We start from the raw sequence: 16,656 nt of genomic DNA, 5'->3' as shown, positions 1-16,656 counted from the left end.
CGTTACCCGTCGGAATCCATCAACAGCGCCGTCGCCATCGCCGCAATTCCCTCGCGTCGACCCAGCCCGCCGATCCCCTCGGCACGGCGCCCCTTCACCGATACCGGTGCGCCGATCACTGCCGACAGGTTCGCCTCCATCTGCGCCTTGTGCGGCGCGAGCTTGGGTGTCTCCGCGATCACCGAACAGTCGATGTTGATCGCCACCTTGCCTTCGGCTGCGACCATCCGCACGACCTCGGCCAACAGCGTCATCGAATCCGCACCTCTCCAGCGCTCATCGGTGTCGGGAAAGTGCGAGCCGATGTCGCCGAGCCCGACGGCACCGAGCAGGGCGTCGGCGCAGGCGTGGGCGACGACGTCGGCATCGCTGTGGCCGTGCAGCGCCCGCTCCCCTTCGAACACGACCCCGCCCATCACCAAGGCCCGCTGCGGGTCGTCGCTGAACCGATGAATGTCGAATCCGTTGCCGACCCGAAGTCCGTCAAGTCCCATTTCCACTCCTGAACCTTCATGTTCCCCGCCGCGGCCCACGCCCAGCTGCTGCGCCGCGACCACAAGATCGACACGTTCGGTGATCTTGAGATTCGTCGACTCACCGTCCACCAACACCACGACACCGCCGTTGGCCTCGACCACCGTCGCGTCATCGGTGGCGTCGATCCCGCCCGCATGAGCGGCCCGCAACGACGACGCACGAAACCCTTGCGGGGTCTGTACGGCAACCAGCTCGTCCCGGTCGACCGTTGAGCCACCACGGCGACGGATCGTGTCGGTCACCGCGATCGCCGGCACCGCCGCGTCCGCGCCGGAGCGGACCGCCTCGATCACCCGGCGAAACAGCGCATCGCCGGCCGCCGGCCGTGCAGCGTCGTGAACCAGCACCACCTCTGCGGTCGACGGCACCGCGGCGAGCCCACGCCGAACCGACTCCGAACGCGTCGAGCCGCCGCCGACGACGACGTCGGCATCGAAGTTGCCCAGATCCATGCCGTCGTTTGAGGTCACCAACACCACGCCGTCGCTGTTTCGTCGCGCCGCGGCAAGCGAGTGATCCACCACCCGCCGGTCTCCGAGGAGCTCGAACTGCTTCGGTGCGCCGAATCGCTGACCGCTCCCGGCGGCGACGACGATGGTCCACACGTCGGTATGCATGACCGGCACAGCCTACCGGCCGAGCGTCGCCCCGTTCTGCGGCCACCGCCGAGTCGACCTCCCCGGCATTGCGCCGATCGTGTGACGAATTTGACTCGATGAGTCCCCGAACCCGGCGAATGTCGATACCGTGGATGCGTGATCGACGCTGAAAAACTGGCATCCATCGGACTGTTCTCCGATCTCGGACCCGATGTTCTCGACCAATTGCTCGCCCAATCCTCCACCCTCCGTCTGGTTCGTGGAGATGTGATCTTTTCCGAGGGCAGCACCGCTGATTCGCTCTACATCGTCGAATCCGGACGCATCGCCATCGGCAACAAATCCTTCGACGGCCGCGAATCCATGGTTGCACTCATGACCGAAGGCGACCTCTTCGGCGAGATGAGCCTGTTCGACGAACTCGGCCGCTCCGCCGAAGCCCGGGCGCTGGAACCCTCGATGGTCGTATCGATTCCCTACCAGCCGTTGATCGACCTGTGGCGTGCTCAGCCCGAGTTGTTGTGGCGGGTGGTCGGGCTGTTGTCGCAGCGGCTCCGCAACATGGACGAAGCGCTGGCAGATTCCTTCTTCCTCGATGTCACCGGCCGCACCGCCAAGCACCTGCTCGAGATGGCCGGCGACCGCGACGAGTTCGAGATTCCGATCACCCAGGAGGAACTCGCCGGCCTGGTCGGAGCATCGCGCGAGCGGGTCAACAAGGCGATCTCGAGCTTCGTTCGGCTCGGTTGGTTGCAGCAGAACGACCGCACCTACCGCATCATCAATCGACGGGAACTCGAAATCCGCTCGATGTAGCGCGTCGACGGCGAACTTCGCGACCCCAGCGTCTCAGACCGGATCGAGAAACGCCTCTGCCCGGGTGAACGCGTCGGCCGCATCCTCGGGTCGATAGTTGTCGCGGGCCGGGTCTTGTGCCCACCCGTGTCCGGCGCCCTCGTACACGACGACCTCGGCCGAGGTCGTCGTGCGCAACTCGTCGATATCGGATTGCGGGCACCACGGATCGTCGGTGCCGAAGATCGCCAGCAACTTCAGTTGTCCCTGCGCGTCCCGGCTCCGCACCGTGTCGATCGCGTCGCCCATGGTGCCGTCGGCCCACCTCTCCGGAAGGCGCACCATCCCGTAGAACGAAGCCGCTCGTTCGAACCGCTCCGACGCGAGACTCTTCATCGCCCACATCCCGCCCATGCAGAACCCCATGACGCCGACACGGTCGAACCCGGTTGCATCAGCGGCGGCCTCGGCGTCGGCCACCTTGTCGGCGTCGACGAACATGGCGGTGCGTTCGAGGCGCTCGGCGACGTCGAGGTGCTGTTCGCCGGGGAACAACTCCGGGCACACGACGACCCACTGGTGCGCATCGGCGAGACGTTGGGCCATCTCGTCAAAGAGCGGCCGGATATCGAACACATCTGCCCACAGCACCAGGCCACCCACCGCGTCACCGCTCGTCGGGCGGGCGAGTTCCGCAGCGATTCCGGTGGACAGGGTGATTCTCATAGGACCTCAGGTGTAGCGATCGAGGATCGACGACTCGGCGATTCTGCCGAGCGCGTCTTTCACGGTGACGGCCCACTGCTCGTCCACCCCGTCGACGGCGCACAGGTCGGCCACCGTCGCTCGCATGAGTTTGTCGAGGGTTCCGAAGTGACCGACGATGGTCTCGGCCATGTCTCCGGGGAGGCGGGGCACCTTGGACACCATGCGGTATCCCCGGGGTGACAGGCTGCCACCGGCGTCTTTCACCCCGAGGTGCAGCGCACTCGCCACCGCGTCGGGTTCGAGGAGTTCTTCCATCTCGAGATCCGACAGCGTTTCCATCGCCTGTTCGAGATTCCAGGTGGCGTCGGGCTCGAAGTAGTCGAGCAGCACCATTCGCCGATCGTCTTCCACTCCCGCCATCAACTCGCGCAACTGCAGCCGGACGAGGCGGCCGTCGGTTCCGAGTTCGACCAGGTACCGCTCGATCTCCTCGGCGATTCGCACGACGATTTCGGTGCGCTGCAGCACCGCGACGACATCACGAACCGTCACGAGATCTTCCACCTCGGCGGTTGCGAGGTTGGCGGCCACCTCGTCGAGGCGGCTCTTGTAGCGCTCGAGCGTCTGAAGCGCCTGGTTGCAACGACCGAGCAGCCCTGGAATCGGTTCGAGTTGGTGCTTGTCGTCGTGGATGTACACGGTCAGCACCGCCATGTCCTCGGACACCGAAATCACGGGAACCCCGATCGAACGGGCGACGCGCTCGGCGGTGCGGTGGCGAGTGCCGGTTTCGGTGGTCGGAGTATTCGGATTGGGAACGAGGTGCACATTCGCTCGGGCAATCCGGCTGGCGTCGGAAGCCAAGATGATGGCCCCGTCGGTCTTTGCCAACTCCGACAATCGCTGGGCGCTGAACGCCGTGTCGAGCAGGAACCCGCCTGAACAGATATTGAGGACCTCTGGCCCGTCTCCGACCACGATGAGCGCGCCCATGGACGCCTTCACCACTCGATCCAGGCCTTCGCGCAACGGTTGGCCCGGTGCCACGATGGCGAGAGCGTCGAGAAGAGCTTTGCTTCGACGGGCTGCCATGGCGGCAGTCTAGTGGCGCGACCCAGCCGCATCGGGCGTGGGTCCGACATGCGGGGCAGTGGCGGCTGTAACCGGGATCATCGTTCCAACCCGAACAGCGAGAGCGCCGCCCCGATCGTCGGCACCCGCGACACCTCGAGCCCGCACGACAACGCAGGGGTTGAGCGGGGCACCACCGCGGTGGTGAACCCAAGGCGTGCCGCCTCGACCAAGCGCCGCTCGATGCCGCCCACCGAACGCAATTCGCCACCGAGACCGACCTCGCCGATGGCGACAAGCCCTGCCGGCAACGGGGTGTTGCGAAACGACGAGACCATCGCCATGCCCAAGCCCAGGTCGGCTCCCGGCTCCATCACCCGAACGCCACCGACCGCCATCGCGTAGGTGTCGAGCGCGATCAACGGAATCCGGAGTCGACGATCGAGCACCGCCAACAGCAACCCCACCCGGCCAGGATCGACCCCGCTCACCGATCGACGAGGATTCCCCGCCGCCCCTTGGACACACAGCGCCTGCAACTCGACCACGAGTGGGCGCTGCCCTTCGAGGGTCGGCACCACGATTGAACCCTCGATTCCGGGGCGTCGATCGGCGAGGAACAACGCGGATGGGTCGACGACGGCATCGAGGCCCTGCTCGCCCATCGAGAACAGGCCCACCTCCTGGGTGGATCCGAAGCGGTGCTTGGTGGCGCGAAGCACCCGCAGCGAGTGATGCCGATCTCCGTCGAAACTCAGCACGGTATCGACGATGTGTTCGAGGACGCGCGGCCCCGCCAACGCGCCCTCCTTCGTGACATGGCCCACCAGTACCACAGCGATGTTTCGCTCCTTCGCAACGGTCACGAGACGGTGTGCGCAATGGCGGACCTGCCCCACCGATCCGGGGGCGGAGGACAATTCGGGGTCGAACACGGTTTGCACCGAGTCGATGACGACGACCGACGGCGAACAGGCGTCGATATGGTCGAGCACGGTCGTCAAGTTCGTTTCGGCGGCGAGGAACATCGAGGGATGCAGCGTGTCCAACCGCTCGGCGCGACGTCGGACCTGCTGGGCCGACTCCTCCGCCGAGACGTACAACACCGTGCGACCACCGCTCGCGGGGCCGTGCAGAACCTGCAACAGCAACGTCGACTTGCCGACCCCGGGTTCGCCTCCCAACACCGTGACCGATCCGGGGACCAACCCACCGCCAAGGACGCGGTCGAACTCGGCGACCTCGGTGGGAAAGGGGACCGCATCGAGTGCGCTGACGTCGGTGATGGGCAGGGCCGGCATCGCCGGAGCCAGCGAGGACGACCGACTCGAGGTCATTCGCTCTTCGACGAGCGTGTTCCATTCACCGCACGCGTCGCAGCGGCCGACCCACTTTGCGACCACGGCACCACACTCGGTGCAGGCGAAGCGGGACTTCTTGGAGTTGCGGGTGAGGACCGGGCTCGATGCCATGTGAGAGAGGTTAGAAACGACCCCTGACACTCGAGGTTCGAGGTGTCCGATCGACGGCCGCCACGGAGCGCCAGTCATCGGGCAGGCTCACACCAACGAGGCCTCGTCGGGCACCGGGTGGTGGCCCGAATACAACGAGTGGCGGCCCGAACACACCCGGGCAATCAGGCACGCGCCGACGATCGCCGCGGTCCCACCGACCCCGAAGTACTCCACTCCCATCGCCGCACAGGCGAGCGGCGCGTTGAGCGCCGAACCGACGGTTGCGACCATTCCGACCGCGGCGAACAACGCGATCGGACCGCCGACCAACGAGGCGATGGCGACACCGGAGGTTGCGCCGATCACACACAGCGGGGTGACCTCACCACCGAGAAATCCCGATCCGACCGTGACCGCGGTGAAGATCAGTTTGAGCAGCCACGACCCTGCGCCCACGTCCTCGCCACCGGCCAGCGAGCGGGCCAACAGGTCGAGCGACAGTCCGTTGTACTGCCGGCTTTGGACCGCGATGCTCAATCCGACGATGACGACCCCTCCGACCAGTGGCCGCAGCGCCGCATTGGGAACCCACCGTTGTAGGAACTCCTTGATCGTCTCGGTGACCCGAAGAAAGAGCCAAGCGATCAGCCCGAACGCCGGGGCCGCGGCGATCACCGCCAGCACCTGCGACGGGGACACACCGCTGAGAATCGGACTCGACTCCGCATGAACTCCGAGCCACGCGACCTCCCGATCGGCGCACCATACGGCAACGGCGCACGCCAGCGCAGCAATAGAGCGACGGCGGTACGACACCGGCGCAACCTCCATCGCGAACACCACCCCGGCGACCGGCACACCGAAGGTCGCCCCGAAGCCCGCCGCTAGCGCGACGATCAGCATCATCCGCCGCGCCTCACCGTCGAAGGAAAGCCGACGTGCCGCGGCGTCGGTCAGGCTCGTCGCGATCTGCAACGCTGCCCCCTCGCGTCCGGCGGATGCACCGAGGAGATGGGAGACCGTGGATCCGCCGAACACGACCGGAGCCGTCGTCGCCGCCACATCGACGTCCTCGCCGCGCATACGGCGCAGCGCGCTCGTCAACCCGCCGGACGACCCCGCAGCGAATCGAGTCTGGATCATCGCCACCGCCGCTCCGCCAAGCGGCAGGAACCACAGCAGCCACCCGTGGCGGTGCTGAACGCCGGTCGCCCACTCCAGCGACGCCAGAAACGCCGCGCTCGCCATGCCGACGACCAACCCGATCGGCACGCCGAGGAGCGCCAGGGTGACCGCATCTCGAATCGGCCCGAATCCGTTCGCCCCCCGAGGGGCGTTGCAGGCGACCGGTTCAGAACCGGTCGGGTCAGAACCCATCGGTGCCATTGGAGCCACGACGGCGTTGTGGACGCCGCAGCGCAGCCACCATGACCACAAGACCGCCGACCATCAACACTGCCGCGCCGATCATCCAGGCCACCACCGACCGGTTGTTCGACCGCGTCGACACCGAGAACGCCTCGTCGATGGGCGCGCCGGTGCCCAACACCTCACCGCTCGCCGCCGTGCCGTCGGTCAGCGTGAACCGCTCGGAGGCCTGAACGCTTCCGGGCATCGACACCTCGAGCACTAACTTCAGCGCCTCCGGGTGTTCCTGCAGCGCCGCAGCGATCTCTTCGGGGGTTCGTCCGAGCGGATAGCCGTCGAGTTGGGCGGCGACTTCGTTGTCGCTGAACTGATCGAGCGACCCCGTGAGCTTCCACCGGCCGCTCAGTTCCAGGGAGGAACCGGCAAAGCCGTTGGCGTGGGTCAGCGTCACGTCCTGGAACGGCCCGTCCGGGCCGGAGACCTCGGCGATGACCCGGGGAAGGTCGTCGGCATTGGCGAACGGCTTCGAAGCGGCGAGGGTGGTGTGTTCACCTTCCGCGTTCGGACCGTCGATCGTCCAGCCGGCGTCGCGAAGGTCGTCGACGGCAAACGCGGTCTCCGGATCCCCGAGCTGGCCGGCCGCCGAAGCGTCGAGATCGACCGTGACGGTGACCGTGCCCGAACCGTCGAGTTCAGCATCGATCGCCACCGTTGCGATGGCCTGGCAGGCGGAACTCAACACCGTCATGGCCCCCACGACGACGGCGACGAGGGTCGAGCGGATCCGGCGCAGGGCAATCACGGCATCACAGCCTACCGGTGAGCCTCTCGGCCTCCGACGACCGCCGATGACACACGATGACACCCGACGAGCGTCGGGAGCCTGAAACGCGACGACGTCGGGTGCGCCGGGCCTTGTCGGCCGTGCACACCCGACGTCGTCGGGACTCGGGAAATTCGGGGTTGGGGGTCGCAGGCTCGACCGGGAGCGCTGCGGCCCGTCTCAGGCTTCGGCGGCCGAATCTCCGCCGGCGGCAGTGACGGCCGGCGGTGCTGGCGGAGCCACCTCGAGCAGATCATCCGCTTCGAGGGTCGGCGGGATGAACCCTTCCTTGCCTGCGAAGGTGAGGATCTGATCGCCCGGGTTCTCCGGATCGTCGGCGACGTCGATGCTGATGATCTGACCGGCGCGGAACTCCTTCCACAGGAGCTTCTCCGACAGCGGATCCTCGACGAGGCGCTGAATCGCACGACGAAGCGGGCGAGCGCCCATCGTCGGGTCGTAGCCGCGGTCGGCGAGGAACAACTTGGCCGGGTCGCTGACCTCGAGGCCCATGCCCTGACCGCTGAGCTGTTCGGCCACGCGAGCGACCATGAAGTCAACGATCTGGATGACCTCGGGCTTGGACAGTTCGCCGAACACGATGGTCTCGTCGATGCGGTTCAGGAACTCGGGGCGGAAGTGCGCCTTGAGCGCCTCGTTGACCTTCGCCTTCATCTTTTCGTAGGAGACGGCCTCGTCGCGCTTGGAGAACCCGACCACGGCCTTGCGAAGATCGGCGGTGCCGAGGTTCGAGGTCATGATCAACACCGTGTTGCGGAAGTCGACCGAACGACCCTGACTGTCGGTCAGACGGCCTTCCTCAAGGATCTGCAGGAGGGTGTTGAACACGTCGGGGTGGGCTTTTTCGATCTCGTCGAACAACACGATCGAGAACGGCTTACGGCGAACGGCCTCGGTGAGCTGACCGCCCTCGTCGTAGCCGACGTAGCCGGGAGGCGAACCGACGAGACGGCTCACCGTGTGCTTTTCCATGTACTCGGACATGTCGAGGGTGATCATCGCCGACTCATCGCCGAAGAGGAACTCCGCGAGCGTCTTGGCGAGCTCGGTCTTACCGACACCCGAGGGGCCGAGGAAGATGAACGAACCGCTGGGACGACGAGGATCCTTGAGTCCGGCGCGAGTGCGGCGAATCGCCTGGCTGACGGCCTTGATGGCCTCGTGTTGGCCGATGACCCGCTTGTGCAGCTCATCTTCCATACGCAGGAGCTTGGCGGTCTCCTCCTCGGTGAGCTTGTAAACCGGAATGCCGGTCCACAGAGACAACACCTCGGCGATGGCCTCCTCGTCGACCTCGTCGAACAGGTCGACTCCGGACGCCTTCATCTCGGCATCCTTCGCGTCCTTGCGGGCGAGGAGTTCCTTTTCCTTGTCTCGCAGGCGACCGGCCTCTTCGAAATCCTGCTTCTCGACGGCTTCCTTCTTCTGCCGGGTGACCTCGGCGATCTCGGCCTCGAGTTCGCGGTAGTCGGGCGGGCTCTGAAGCCGACGAATGCGCAGACGGGCACCTGCCTCGTCGATCAGGTCGATGGCCTTGTCCGGAAGCTGGCGATCGGAGATGTAGCGATCGGCCATGTTGGCGGCCGCGACGAGCGCCTGATCGGTGATCGTGACGCGGTGGTGGTTCTCGTAGCGTTCGCGCAGGCCCTTGAGGATCTCGATGGTGTGAGCCACCGAGGGCTCCTCCACCACGATCTTCTGGAAGCGTCGCTCGAGTGCCGCATCTTTTTCGAGGTACTTGCGGTATTCCTCGAGTGTGGTCGCACCGATGGTCTGCAACTCGCCACGGGCCAGCATCGGCTTGAGGATGCTGGCAGCATCGATCGCGCCTTCCGCGGCGCCCGCACCGACGAGGGTGTGGATCTCGTCGATGAACAAGATGATGTCGCCGCGGGTCTTGATTTCCTTCAGCACCTTCTTGAGGCGCTCCTCGAAATCGCCGCGATAGCGAGAACCGGCGACGAGGGCACCCAGATCGAGGGTGTACAGCTGCTTGTTGAGCAGCGTCTCGGGCACGTTGCCGGCCGCGATCGCCTGGGCGAGGCCCTCGACGATGGCGGTCTTGCCGACACCCGGCTCGCCGACCAGAACGGGGTTGTTCTTGGTGCGGCGGCTGAGCACCTGCATCATCCGTTCGGTTTCCTTCTCGCGCCCGATGACCGGGTCGAGCTTCTTGTCGCGAGCGAGCTGGGTGAAGTTGCGGCCGAACTGATCGAGCACGAGCGAACCGGACGCGTTGTCGCCCGAACCGCCACCGGTCGACGCCTTCTCCCCACCCTGTTGCGGCTGGCCGGATTGACCGGAAGCGCCGGCCGGGCCGGGATAACCGCTCAGCAACTGGATCACCTGCTGGCGCACCCGCGACAGGTCGGCGCCGAGTTTCACCAACACCTGTGCCGCAACGCCCTCACCCTCGCGGATGAGACCGAGCAGGATGTGCTCGGTGCCGATGTAGTTGTGGCCGAGCTGCAACGCCTCTCGCAGCGACAACTCGAGCACCTTCTTGGCACGCGGGGTGAAGGGGATGTGCCCAGACGGCGACGAACCGCCCTGGCCGATGATCTCCTCCACCTGCTGGCGCACGGCCTCAAGCGAAATCGCCAGCGATTCAAGCGCCTTGGCAGCGACGCCCTCACCCTCGTGGATCAGGCCGAGCAGGATGTGCTCGGTGCCGATGTAGTTGTGGTTGAGCAAGCGCGCCTCTTCTTGCGCGAGGACTACGACGCGGCGGGCTCGGTCGGTAAATCGTTCAAACACAGAGTGCCTCCTGCGGACTCTCCGCCAGTCTACCCGGGGACCCTGACATTCAAAGGTGCGGGCGTGGCAAGTGGTTCAACAATCACCTCGCCGCGATTCTTCCGACCCGGGTCGGTTGACCCAAGAAGTTCTCAGCCGAGGCCCGACTCAGCCCCGCCTCCACACGAGACGTGGGGCACAGCCCCTCGCATGGGGCAACGCGCGCCAGACCAACTACCTTGGGCGCCGTGGCTTTGAGCAACCCTCTCGACATCATGCCGACCATGGCTGCCGACCTCGCACGCGTGGAACTCGAACTCGCTGCCTCGGCGAGCTCCGATGACCCCTATCTCACCGAGATCGCCTCGCACCTGATCTCCGCCGGCGGAAAGCGGGTTCGTCCGGGCTTTTGCATCGCCGCGGCCGCCACCTCGCCCAACGACCCGTCGTTCGGCGCCGGCGCATCGGGGGCACACATCGACATCGTGCGCGCCGCGGTGTCGGTCGAATTGGTGCACCTCGGCTCGCTGTACCACGACGACGTGATGGACGATGCGATCATCCGGCGCAACGTCGAATCGGTGAACGCCAAGTGGGGCAACCTCAAGGCCATCCTCGCCGGCGATTTCCTGCTCGCCCGAGCGTCGGAGATCGCGAGTTCGCTCGGAGTCGAGGTCGCCGGGCTGTTGGCCAGCACCATCGCCCGTCTGTGTGAGGGTCAAGTCCTCGAACTGCGTTACACCTACGACACGTTCCGCTCCGAGGCCGACTACCTCTCCTCGATCGACGGCAAGACCGCGGCCCTCCTGGCGACCGCCTGTCGAATCGGGGGCATCGTCGCCGAGTTGCCCGACGCCCAGATCGACGCGCTCACCACGTTCGGCTCGGCATACGGCATGGCGTTTCAGATCGTCGACGACGTGTTGGACCTCGTGGCAACCCCCGAGGAGCTCGGCAAACCCTCCGGCCACGACATGTTGGAGGGCGTCTACACCCTGCCGGTGTTGCGGACCCTGCAGAGCGACAGCGGTCCGGAGTTGCGGCCACTCCTGACCGACTCGATGAGCGACGCCGACCTCGCCACCGCCGTCGCGCTGGTGAAGGAGGCCGGTTGGATTCACGGCGCCATCGACGTCGCTCGCTCGTACGCCAACGATGCGGTGTCGGCGATCGGGTCACTGCCGGAGTCGATGGGGGTCGTGGGATTGCAGGCCGCGACCGCCCACCTCGTCGACTCGGTCGAGTCGCTCGCCGCGCGCTGAGGTCCAAGCGCTACCACGGCCGTTCGGCAACCTCGATTCCGCCGGCGGCCGCGAGCGCGACGAGGTCGGCATGGTCGGCATGGGTCTGGGCGGCATACGCCCGGCTGAAGTCGACGATCGAGCGAGAAAAGGCCGCGCCCTTTCCGATGTAGTCGGCGATATCGCCGGGTTCGCCGCTGCGCGCGTGCGACTTGGCCAACGCCAGGCCGCACAGACGGCTGAACTCCGTGAGCGACCCGGCAATCCGGTCGCCGTCGGGAATGACCTTCATGTCGCGGAACTGCCGGAGGTAGTAGTCGTGGCCACCTGCGCTGAGGTGCCCCAGGAACATGTCGCTGGCGGACTGCATCAACCGCTGACCGACCACCACCCGCTCGCCGTGGCTCGCGAATCGGCTCGGTTCGAGCACATCCTCAAACACCGAGTGCGTGGCTTGTTTGATTTGAAAGAACACCGGAACCCCGCTGTCGCCCTCCATGAGCAACAACCAGACCCGCATTCCGACGCTGCCGACCCCGACCACCTGCCGAACGGCATCGAGGCGTTTGAACCGGGAAATCAGACGTTCCAGATGAGCCGGTATCGACGCCAGATACATCGAATACACCTCCTCAAACCCACCGGCGGCACCGATCGAGTTCGGCGCGACGCGTTGGCGCTTCGGTAGCTCCTCGATGATGCGGCGGCGCCCGTTCACCACTTCGGTGAACTGCTGTACCGCCCCGGCCTGGCTCCGCTTGCGCGCCTGTTTACGAACGACTCGCTCGACCTTCTCGATAGCATCCGGAGCCAGTTCGTCGCGGACGGCGTCGGCATCGATCCGGTCATACCAGACCTCCAACTCCCCCATCTCGGCGTAACGGCCGATTGCCTCGCAGTAGCCCTCAACCGCGGCGGTGACCGCTGCCGCACTCCTGGATTCGGGCAGGCCGACCGAATCGGCGAGCACGAACACGCTCGCGCCGAGACGCTTGAGATCCCACTCGAACGGGCCCGGCAGCGTCTCATCGAAGTCGCGGACGTTGAACAACAACCGTCGTTCCGGTGAGGCCCACAGACCGAAGTTGAGCACGTGTGCATCACCACACATCTGCACCGTCAACCCCGAGTGCGGTCGGGTCGCCAGATCCGAGGCCATGACCGCGGCGGCACCGCGCAGATACGCCCACGGCGACGAGGCCATCCGCGCATAGCGAAGCGGCAGCAGGTCCTGATCCCGTACCGGCTCCTGGGCGCGGAGGCGTTCGATCGCCGGTGCCTGCCGGGCGGCCGGGTCCCACACGCCAAGCCCCTTGCGCGGCGCCCGCTTTCGCGCCGCCCGACCCTCGGACAGATCCGCCCGTCGATGGGCCGCGTCGTCGACGGCCCGGCCATGGAGATCTTCGTTCATGGCAACAGCGTGACGCATCGCCGCCACCAACGCTCGCCGGTAGCATCCACAGACGTTCACCGGACAAAGGCCGATGACCACGAGCGAGGAGGAGCCGGTGACACAGCACGCCTTGGACCCTGACGCCACGGCGGTCGCGACTCGGCGCGTCACGCTGCGAGATCGCATCATCACGATTGTCGCCGGGTTGCTCACGCGAGCGTTCTTCCGTTCCGTCGAAGTCGAAGGGTCGCCACCACCGCCCGGCCCGGTCGTGCTCGCCGCCAGCCATCTGTACGGCTTCGTCGATCCCGTTCTGTTGGTGGCGGAGCTCGGAATCCTGCCTCGTTTCCTGGCCAAGGCAACGCTGTGGGACACCGCAGTCGCGAGGCCGTTGCTGGGGTTCGCCCGCGTCATCCCCGTGCATCGGCGGGCCGACGGCGCAAGTGGGGACGACAACGCATCGATGTTCGCCGACGCGGTGGCCGCACTCGAAGGCGGGTCGATGCTCGCGCTCTTCCCCGAAGGCACCACCCACGACGATCCGTCGATTCGACCGCTGCGCACCGGAGCCGCCCGCATTGCGATCCAGGCTGCGGGGTCAGGGGTGCAGGGAGTGAGCATCGTGCCGGTGGGGGTCACCTACGAAGACAAGGTGGCGGTTCGCGGACGGGCGATCGTCAGCTACGGAACACCGATCGAGGTCCCGAGCGGCGCCCTGCTCGGACCCGACGGGGAACCCCTCCACGAGCAGGTGCGCGAGCTGACCGACCATCTCCAGCGCGAGATTCAGGCATTGACCCCGCACTTCGATACCACCGAGGAGGCACTCGCCCTCGGGGCCGCGGCAACCATGACGTTGCACGAGGAACGCGCCGCACAGACAGCGGTGCCGCTTGCCGAGGTGAATTCGACCGCCCGCCGTTTGGCCCTCGTCGAGCCGGCGCAGCGCAATGCGTTGGTGTCGCTGGTGGCTCGGTACAGAATGCTGCTCGGGTTCGTCGGCATCGATGATGTCGACGTGCAGCGCGGAATCAGCCTGACCGCGCTCGCCCGAAAGATTGCGGTGATCGCGGTCGTCGTGACGTTCCTGTCTCCCGTGGCACTCGCCGGCCTGCTGGCGAACATCGTGCCGGTGGCCCTGGTGTTGATCGCCGGGCTCATCCCGAAAGCTCCGGTTTCGAAGGGCACCATCCGCGTTCTCGTCGCCGCGGTGGCGTTTCCGGCGACCTGGCTCACGCTGGCCTTCGCCGACGCCCGACCCGGAGCGTTCGGCGACCTGTTGCGCAGTATCACCTTGCCGGTGGAGACCCTGTTGGGTTCCGCTCATCACGACCGGCTCGGCGCGGTGGCGAACCTGGTCGTGTTGGTGGCCGTCCCGCTGATGGGCGTTCTCGCGATGTTTGTCGTCGAGCGGATCCGCGTCCTGGTCGACACCATCGTTCGTTGGAGGACGTTCCTCGACCGTCGCGGCCAGATGGACGAGGTGCGCGAGCGACGTCGCGAGGTGGTGGAGCTCACTCGCCGCATGCTCGAGCAGGCGTCGTGAGCGGGCGCCGAGTCGGCCACGAGCCCACCGGTCACATCGCGGCATCGGATTGCGAGCGGTGTCGTCGGGGCCTCGTCGCTCAGCCGGTCAACACCGTGTCCAGCCTCGCGTTCGTCGCCGCGGGTGCGCTTGCCATTCGATCGCTGCGGCGGCGCCAGGCCGACACGCCCGGCGAAACCGCTGTGGGGTGGGCCGCGATGGCGGCAGGGCTCGGAAGCGTCGCGTACCACGGGCCCGGCACCGCGTTCGGCAGATACGTCCACGATGCGTCACTGCTGAACCTGCTCGCTTCGTTGACCTTGGCCGATGGCTCGCGTGCTTCGGGTCGGCCGGTACCGAGGTCGGCACTCGCGATCGTGCCGGTCGTGTCCTCGGTGGCGGCCCACCCGCGAACGTCCATGGGAGCACAGGCGGCGTTCGGCATCGCGGCGGGGGCGGCGGAGGCGGCCCGGGTTGCGACCGAGGACTCGAGTCGGGCGATCCGGGTGAGGGACGTGGCCGAGGCCGTGACCGTCGGGGTCGGGGCGCTCGCTCACGTGTTGGGTCGAAGCGGCGGACCGTGGTGTCGGCCCGACAGCCTCGTGCAGCCGCACGCGCTGTGGCACGTTGCAATGGCGGCGACGGTGTACCTGCGCAGCAGCGCGACCTGAGCAATCGCCGAGCGAGCCATCTCCTGTGCACCGACACCCACCACGGCTCTACACTTCGAACGAGATATTCGACATCGACGTCAATTTTGAGGAAACGCCGATGCAGTCCACGAGGAGGTCCTATGTCGCAGGTCGCGTTCGCCCCCGAGGTGTTCACCTGGCCGTCGGATTCGCCACAACTCATCAGCGGCAAGTGTGATCAGCGCGCCTCGGTGACCTTTCCCAAGCCGAGCTCATGTGCGCGCTGCGGCTCGGTCGACGTCGCCGAGCACCTGTTGGCCCGCACCGGCACGTTGTGGACCTTCACCACCCAGGAGTTCCTGCCCAAGGAGCCCTACGCCGGCGGCGAGACCCCGGAGACCTTCCGCCCCTATGGGGTCGGACTCGTGCAACTCGGCGACGAGGTCCGCGTCGAGGCGCGGCTCACCGAAAGCGACCCGAAGCGTCTGCAGATCGGCATGGAACTCGAACTCGTCATCGTGCCCTTCCGAACCGACCCCGACGGTACGACCGTCATGACCTTCGCCTTCGCTCCCATCGATAAGGAGAACTGAGATGAACGACGTCGCCATCATCGGGGTCGGCCTGCACCCGTTCGGTCGCTTCGGCGCCAAGTCCGCGATCGACATGGGCGCGGACGCGGCGCGGGCCGCGCTCGCCGACGCCGGGGTGGCCTGGTCCGACATCCAGTTCGGTTTCGGCGGCAGCTTCGAGGTCGACAATCCCGACCCCGTGACGAGCCGACTCGGGCTCACCGGCATCCCGTTCATGGACGTCTACAACGGATGCGCCACCGCCGCGACGGCACTGAACCTTGCGGCCGACTCGATTCGATCGGGCCAATACGACATCGGCATCGCGGTCGGCATGGACAAGCACGGCTACGGGGCGTTCACCTCCGACCCGGTCGACTACGCGGCCCCCGAGTGGTACGGCGAGATCGGCCATTTCCTCACGACCAAGTTCTTCGCCATGAAGATCAACCGCTACATGCACGACTACGGGATCAGCCACGAAACCCTGGCCCGGGTCGCCAACAAGGGGTATCGAAACGGCGTGCTGAACCCGAACGCGCTGCGACGTAAAGAGATCAGCGTCGAGGACATCTTGTCGTCGCGCATGTTGAACTACCCGCTGACCCAGTACATGTTCTGCAGTCCCGACGAGGGCGCCGCCGCGGTCATCTTGTGCCGGGCGGATCGGGCGAAGCAGTACACCTCGACGCCGATCTATCTGCGCGCCACGACGCTGAGGACCCGCCGCTACGGCGCCTTCGAGGTGCACGCGAGCTGGGCTGCTGTCGAACAGGACGCGGCACCGACCGTGTACGCATCAAAGGCCGCGTACGAGATCGCCGGAATCGGGCCGGAGGATGTCGACGTCATCCAGTTGCAGGACACCGACGCCGGGGCCGAGGTCATCCACATGGCCGAGAACGGGTTCTGTGCGGATGGTGATCAGGAACGGCTCATCGCCGAGGGTGCGACCGAGATCGGCGGGTCGATGCCCGTGAACACCGATGGTGGGCTCATCGCCAACGGCGAACCGATCGGCGCGTCGGGCCTTCGTCAGGTGTACGAGCTGGTGCAACAGCTCCGCGGCACGGCGGGCGACCGCCAGGTTCCGGGCGACCCGAAGGTCGGATACGCCCAGCTCTACGGCGCTCCCGGCACGGCCGGGGTGTCGATCCTGTCTCGCTGAGGGCCGGCCGAGC

At 66.5% G+C, this 16,656-nt stretch carries 14 protein-coding genes; 6 read left to right on the top strand and 8 right to left on the bottom strand.

Annotation, left to right across the window (positions count from 1 at the left end; genetic code table 11):
• Positions 1-2 precede the first annotated feature (2 nt).
• Entirely contained in the window at positions 3-1,154 is a 1,152-nt protein-coding gene (ispF, locus tag M9952_03945) for a 2-C-methyl-D-erythritol 2,4-cyclodiphosphate synthase (GenBank protein MCO5312074.1), read from the bottom strand.
• Positions 1,155-1,292: 138 nt separating this feature from the next.
• On the opposite strand from ispF, the gene M9952_03940 reads away from it, so the two are divergent.
• The gene (locus tag M9952_03940) at positions 1,293-1,952 is read left to right on the top strand and encodes a Crp/Fnr family transcriptional regulator (GenBank protein MCO5312073.1); all 660 of its coding nucleotides are present in this window, start codon (positions 1,293-1,295) and stop codon (positions 1,950-1,952) included.
• Positions 1,953-1,985: 33 nt separating this feature from the next.
• Here the strand turns inward: M9952_03940 and M9952_03935 are convergent, their stop codons facing one another.
• From M9952_03935 to M9952_03910, 6 genes are all read right to left on the bottom strand, one after another.
• Positions 1,986-2,657, bottom strand: coding sequence for a dienelactone hydrolase family protein (locus M9952_03935; GenBank protein MCO5312072.1), 672 nt, complete (start codon positions 2,655-2,657; stop codon positions 1,986-1,988).
• A gap of 6 nt (positions 2,658-2,663) precedes the next feature.
• Positions 2,664-3,731, bottom strand: coding sequence for a DNA integrity scanning diadenylate cyclase DisA (gene disA, locus M9952_03930; GenBank protein ID MCO5312071.1), 1,068 nt, complete (start codon positions 3,729-3,731; stop codon positions 2,664-2,666).
• 77 nt (positions 3,732-3,808) lie between these two features.
• On the bottom strand, positions 3,809-5,182 hold the full coding sequence (radA, locus tag M9952_03925; GenBank protein ID MCO5312070.1) for a DNA repair protein RadA: 1,374 nt from the start codon (positions 5,180-5,182) through the stop codon (positions 3,809-3,811).
• An 87-nt stretch (positions 5,183-5,269) separates the two neighbouring features.
• Complete coding sequence (locus M9952_03920; GenBank protein ID MCO5312069.1) at positions 5,270-6,541, bottom strand: chloride channel protein; 1,272 nt, start codon at positions 6,539-6,541, stop codon at positions 5,270-5,272.
• Positions 6,531-7,334 carry a hypothetical protein gene (locus M9952_03915; GenBank protein ID MCO5312068.1) on the bottom strand — a complete coding sequence of 268 codons (804 nt, stop codon included), beginning with the start codon at positions 7,332-7,334 and terminating at the stop codon, positions 6,531-6,533. Before M9952_03915 ends, M9952_03920 begins: the two co-directional genes overlap by 11 nt.
• A gap of 201 nt (positions 7,335-7,535) precedes the next feature.
• Positions 7,536-10,133 (bottom strand): ATP-dependent Clp protease ATP-binding subunit, encoded by a 2,598-nt coding sequence (locus tag M9952_03910; protein ID MCO5312067.1) that lies wholly within the window; start codon positions 10,131-10,133, stop codon positions 7,536-7,538.
• Positions 10,134-10,396: 263 nt separating this feature from the next.
• On the opposite strand from M9952_03910, the gene M9952_03905 reads away from it, so the two are divergent.
• A complete protein-coding gene (locus M9952_03905) occupies positions 10,397-11,374 on the top strand; it encodes a polyprenyl synthetase family protein (protein MCO5312066.1) in 978 nt (325 codons plus the stop codon).
• Positions 11,375-11,384: 10 nt separating this feature from the next.
• On the opposite strand, the gene M9952_03900 is transcribed toward M9952_03905, so the two are convergent.
• Positions 11,385-12,764: a DUF2252 domain-containing protein gene (locus M9952_03900; protein MCO5312065.1), complete on the bottom strand. Its 1,380-nt coding sequence runs from the start codon at positions 12,762-12,764 to the stop codon at positions 11,385-11,387.
• A gap of 97 nt (positions 12,765-12,861) precedes the next feature.
• On the opposite strand from M9952_03900, the gene M9952_03895 reads away from it, so the two are divergent.
• The 4 genes from M9952_03895 to M9952_03880 all read left to right on the top strand — a co-directional run bounded on the left by M9952_03895 (position 12,862) and on the right by M9952_03880 (position 16,643).
• The gene (locus M9952_03895; protein ID MCO5312064.1) at positions 12,862-14,292 is read left to right on the top strand and encodes a 1-acyl-sn-glycerol-3-phosphate acyltransferase; all 1,431 of its coding nucleotides are present in this window, start codon (positions 12,862-12,864) and stop codon (positions 14,290-14,292) included.
• Complete coding sequence (locus M9952_03890; protein ID MCO5312063.1) at positions 14,289-14,942, top strand: ceramidase; 654 nt, start codon at positions 14,289-14,291, stop codon at positions 14,940-14,942. Before M9952_03895 ends, M9952_03890 begins: the two co-directional genes overlap by 4 nt.
• Before the next feature lie 122 nt (positions 14,943-15,064).
• Positions 15,065-15,496: an OB-fold domain-containing protein gene (locus tag M9952_03885; protein MCO5312062.1), complete on the top strand. Its 432-nt coding sequence runs from the start codon at positions 15,065-15,067 to the stop codon at positions 15,494-15,496.
• A 1-nt stretch (position 15,497) separates the two neighbouring features.
• The gene (locus M9952_03880; GenBank protein MCO5312061.1) at positions 15,498-16,643 is read left to right on the top strand and encodes a thiolase family protein; all 1,146 of its coding nucleotides are present in this window, start codon (positions 15,498-15,500) and stop codon (positions 16,641-16,643) included.
• Positions 16,644-16,656 lie beyond the last annotated feature (13 nt).

Source organism: Microthrixaceae bacterium (genome assembly GCA_023957975.1).
Classification (GTDB): Bacteria; Actinomycetota; Acidimicrobiia; order Acidimicrobiales; family Microtrichaceae; genus JAMLGM01.
Note: the sequence above shows the minus strand (reverse complement) of the source record. Positions and strands in the feature narration are given on the sequence as shown.

What these genes read in the sequence shown, in the direction of transcription:
- disA (MCO5312071.1), bottom strand. Translation starts at nt 3,731, where the DNA reads ATGGCAGCCCGTCGAAGCAAAGCTCTTCTCGACGCTCTCGCCATCGTG.
- M9952_03885 (MCO5312062.1), top strand. Translation starts at nt 15,065, where the DNA reads ATGTCGCAGGTCGCGTTCGCCCCCGAGGTGTTCACCTGGCCGTCGGAT.
- M9952_03905 (MCO5312066.1), top strand. Translation starts at nt 10,397, where the DNA reads ATGGCTGCCGACCTCGCACGCGTGGAACTCGAACTCGCTGCCTCGGCG.
- ispF (MCO5312074.1), bottom strand. Translation starts at nt 1,154, where the DNA reads ATGCATACCGACGTGTGGACCATCGTCGTCGCCGCCGGGAGCGGTCAG.
- M9952_03935 (MCO5312072.1), bottom strand. Translation starts at nt 2,657, where the DNA reads ATGAGAATCACCCTGTCCACCGGAATCGCTGCGGAACTCGCCCGCCCG.
- radA (MCO5312070.1), bottom strand. Translation starts at nt 5,182, where the DNA reads ATGGCATCGAGCCCGGTCCTCACCCGCAACTCCAAGAAGTCCCGCTTC.
- M9952_03920 (MCO5312069.1), bottom strand. Translation starts at nt 6,541, where the DNA reads ATGGGTTCTGACCCGACCGGTTCTGAACCGGTCGCCTGCAACGCCCCT.
- M9952_03880 (MCO5312061.1), top strand. Translation starts at nt 15,498, where the DNA reads ATGAACGACGTCGCCATCATCGGGGTCGGCCTGCACCCGTTCGGTCGC.
- M9952_03900 (MCO5312065.1), bottom strand. Translation starts at nt 12,764, where the DNA reads ATGAACGAAGATCTCCATGGCCGGGCCGTCGACGACGCGGCCCATCGA.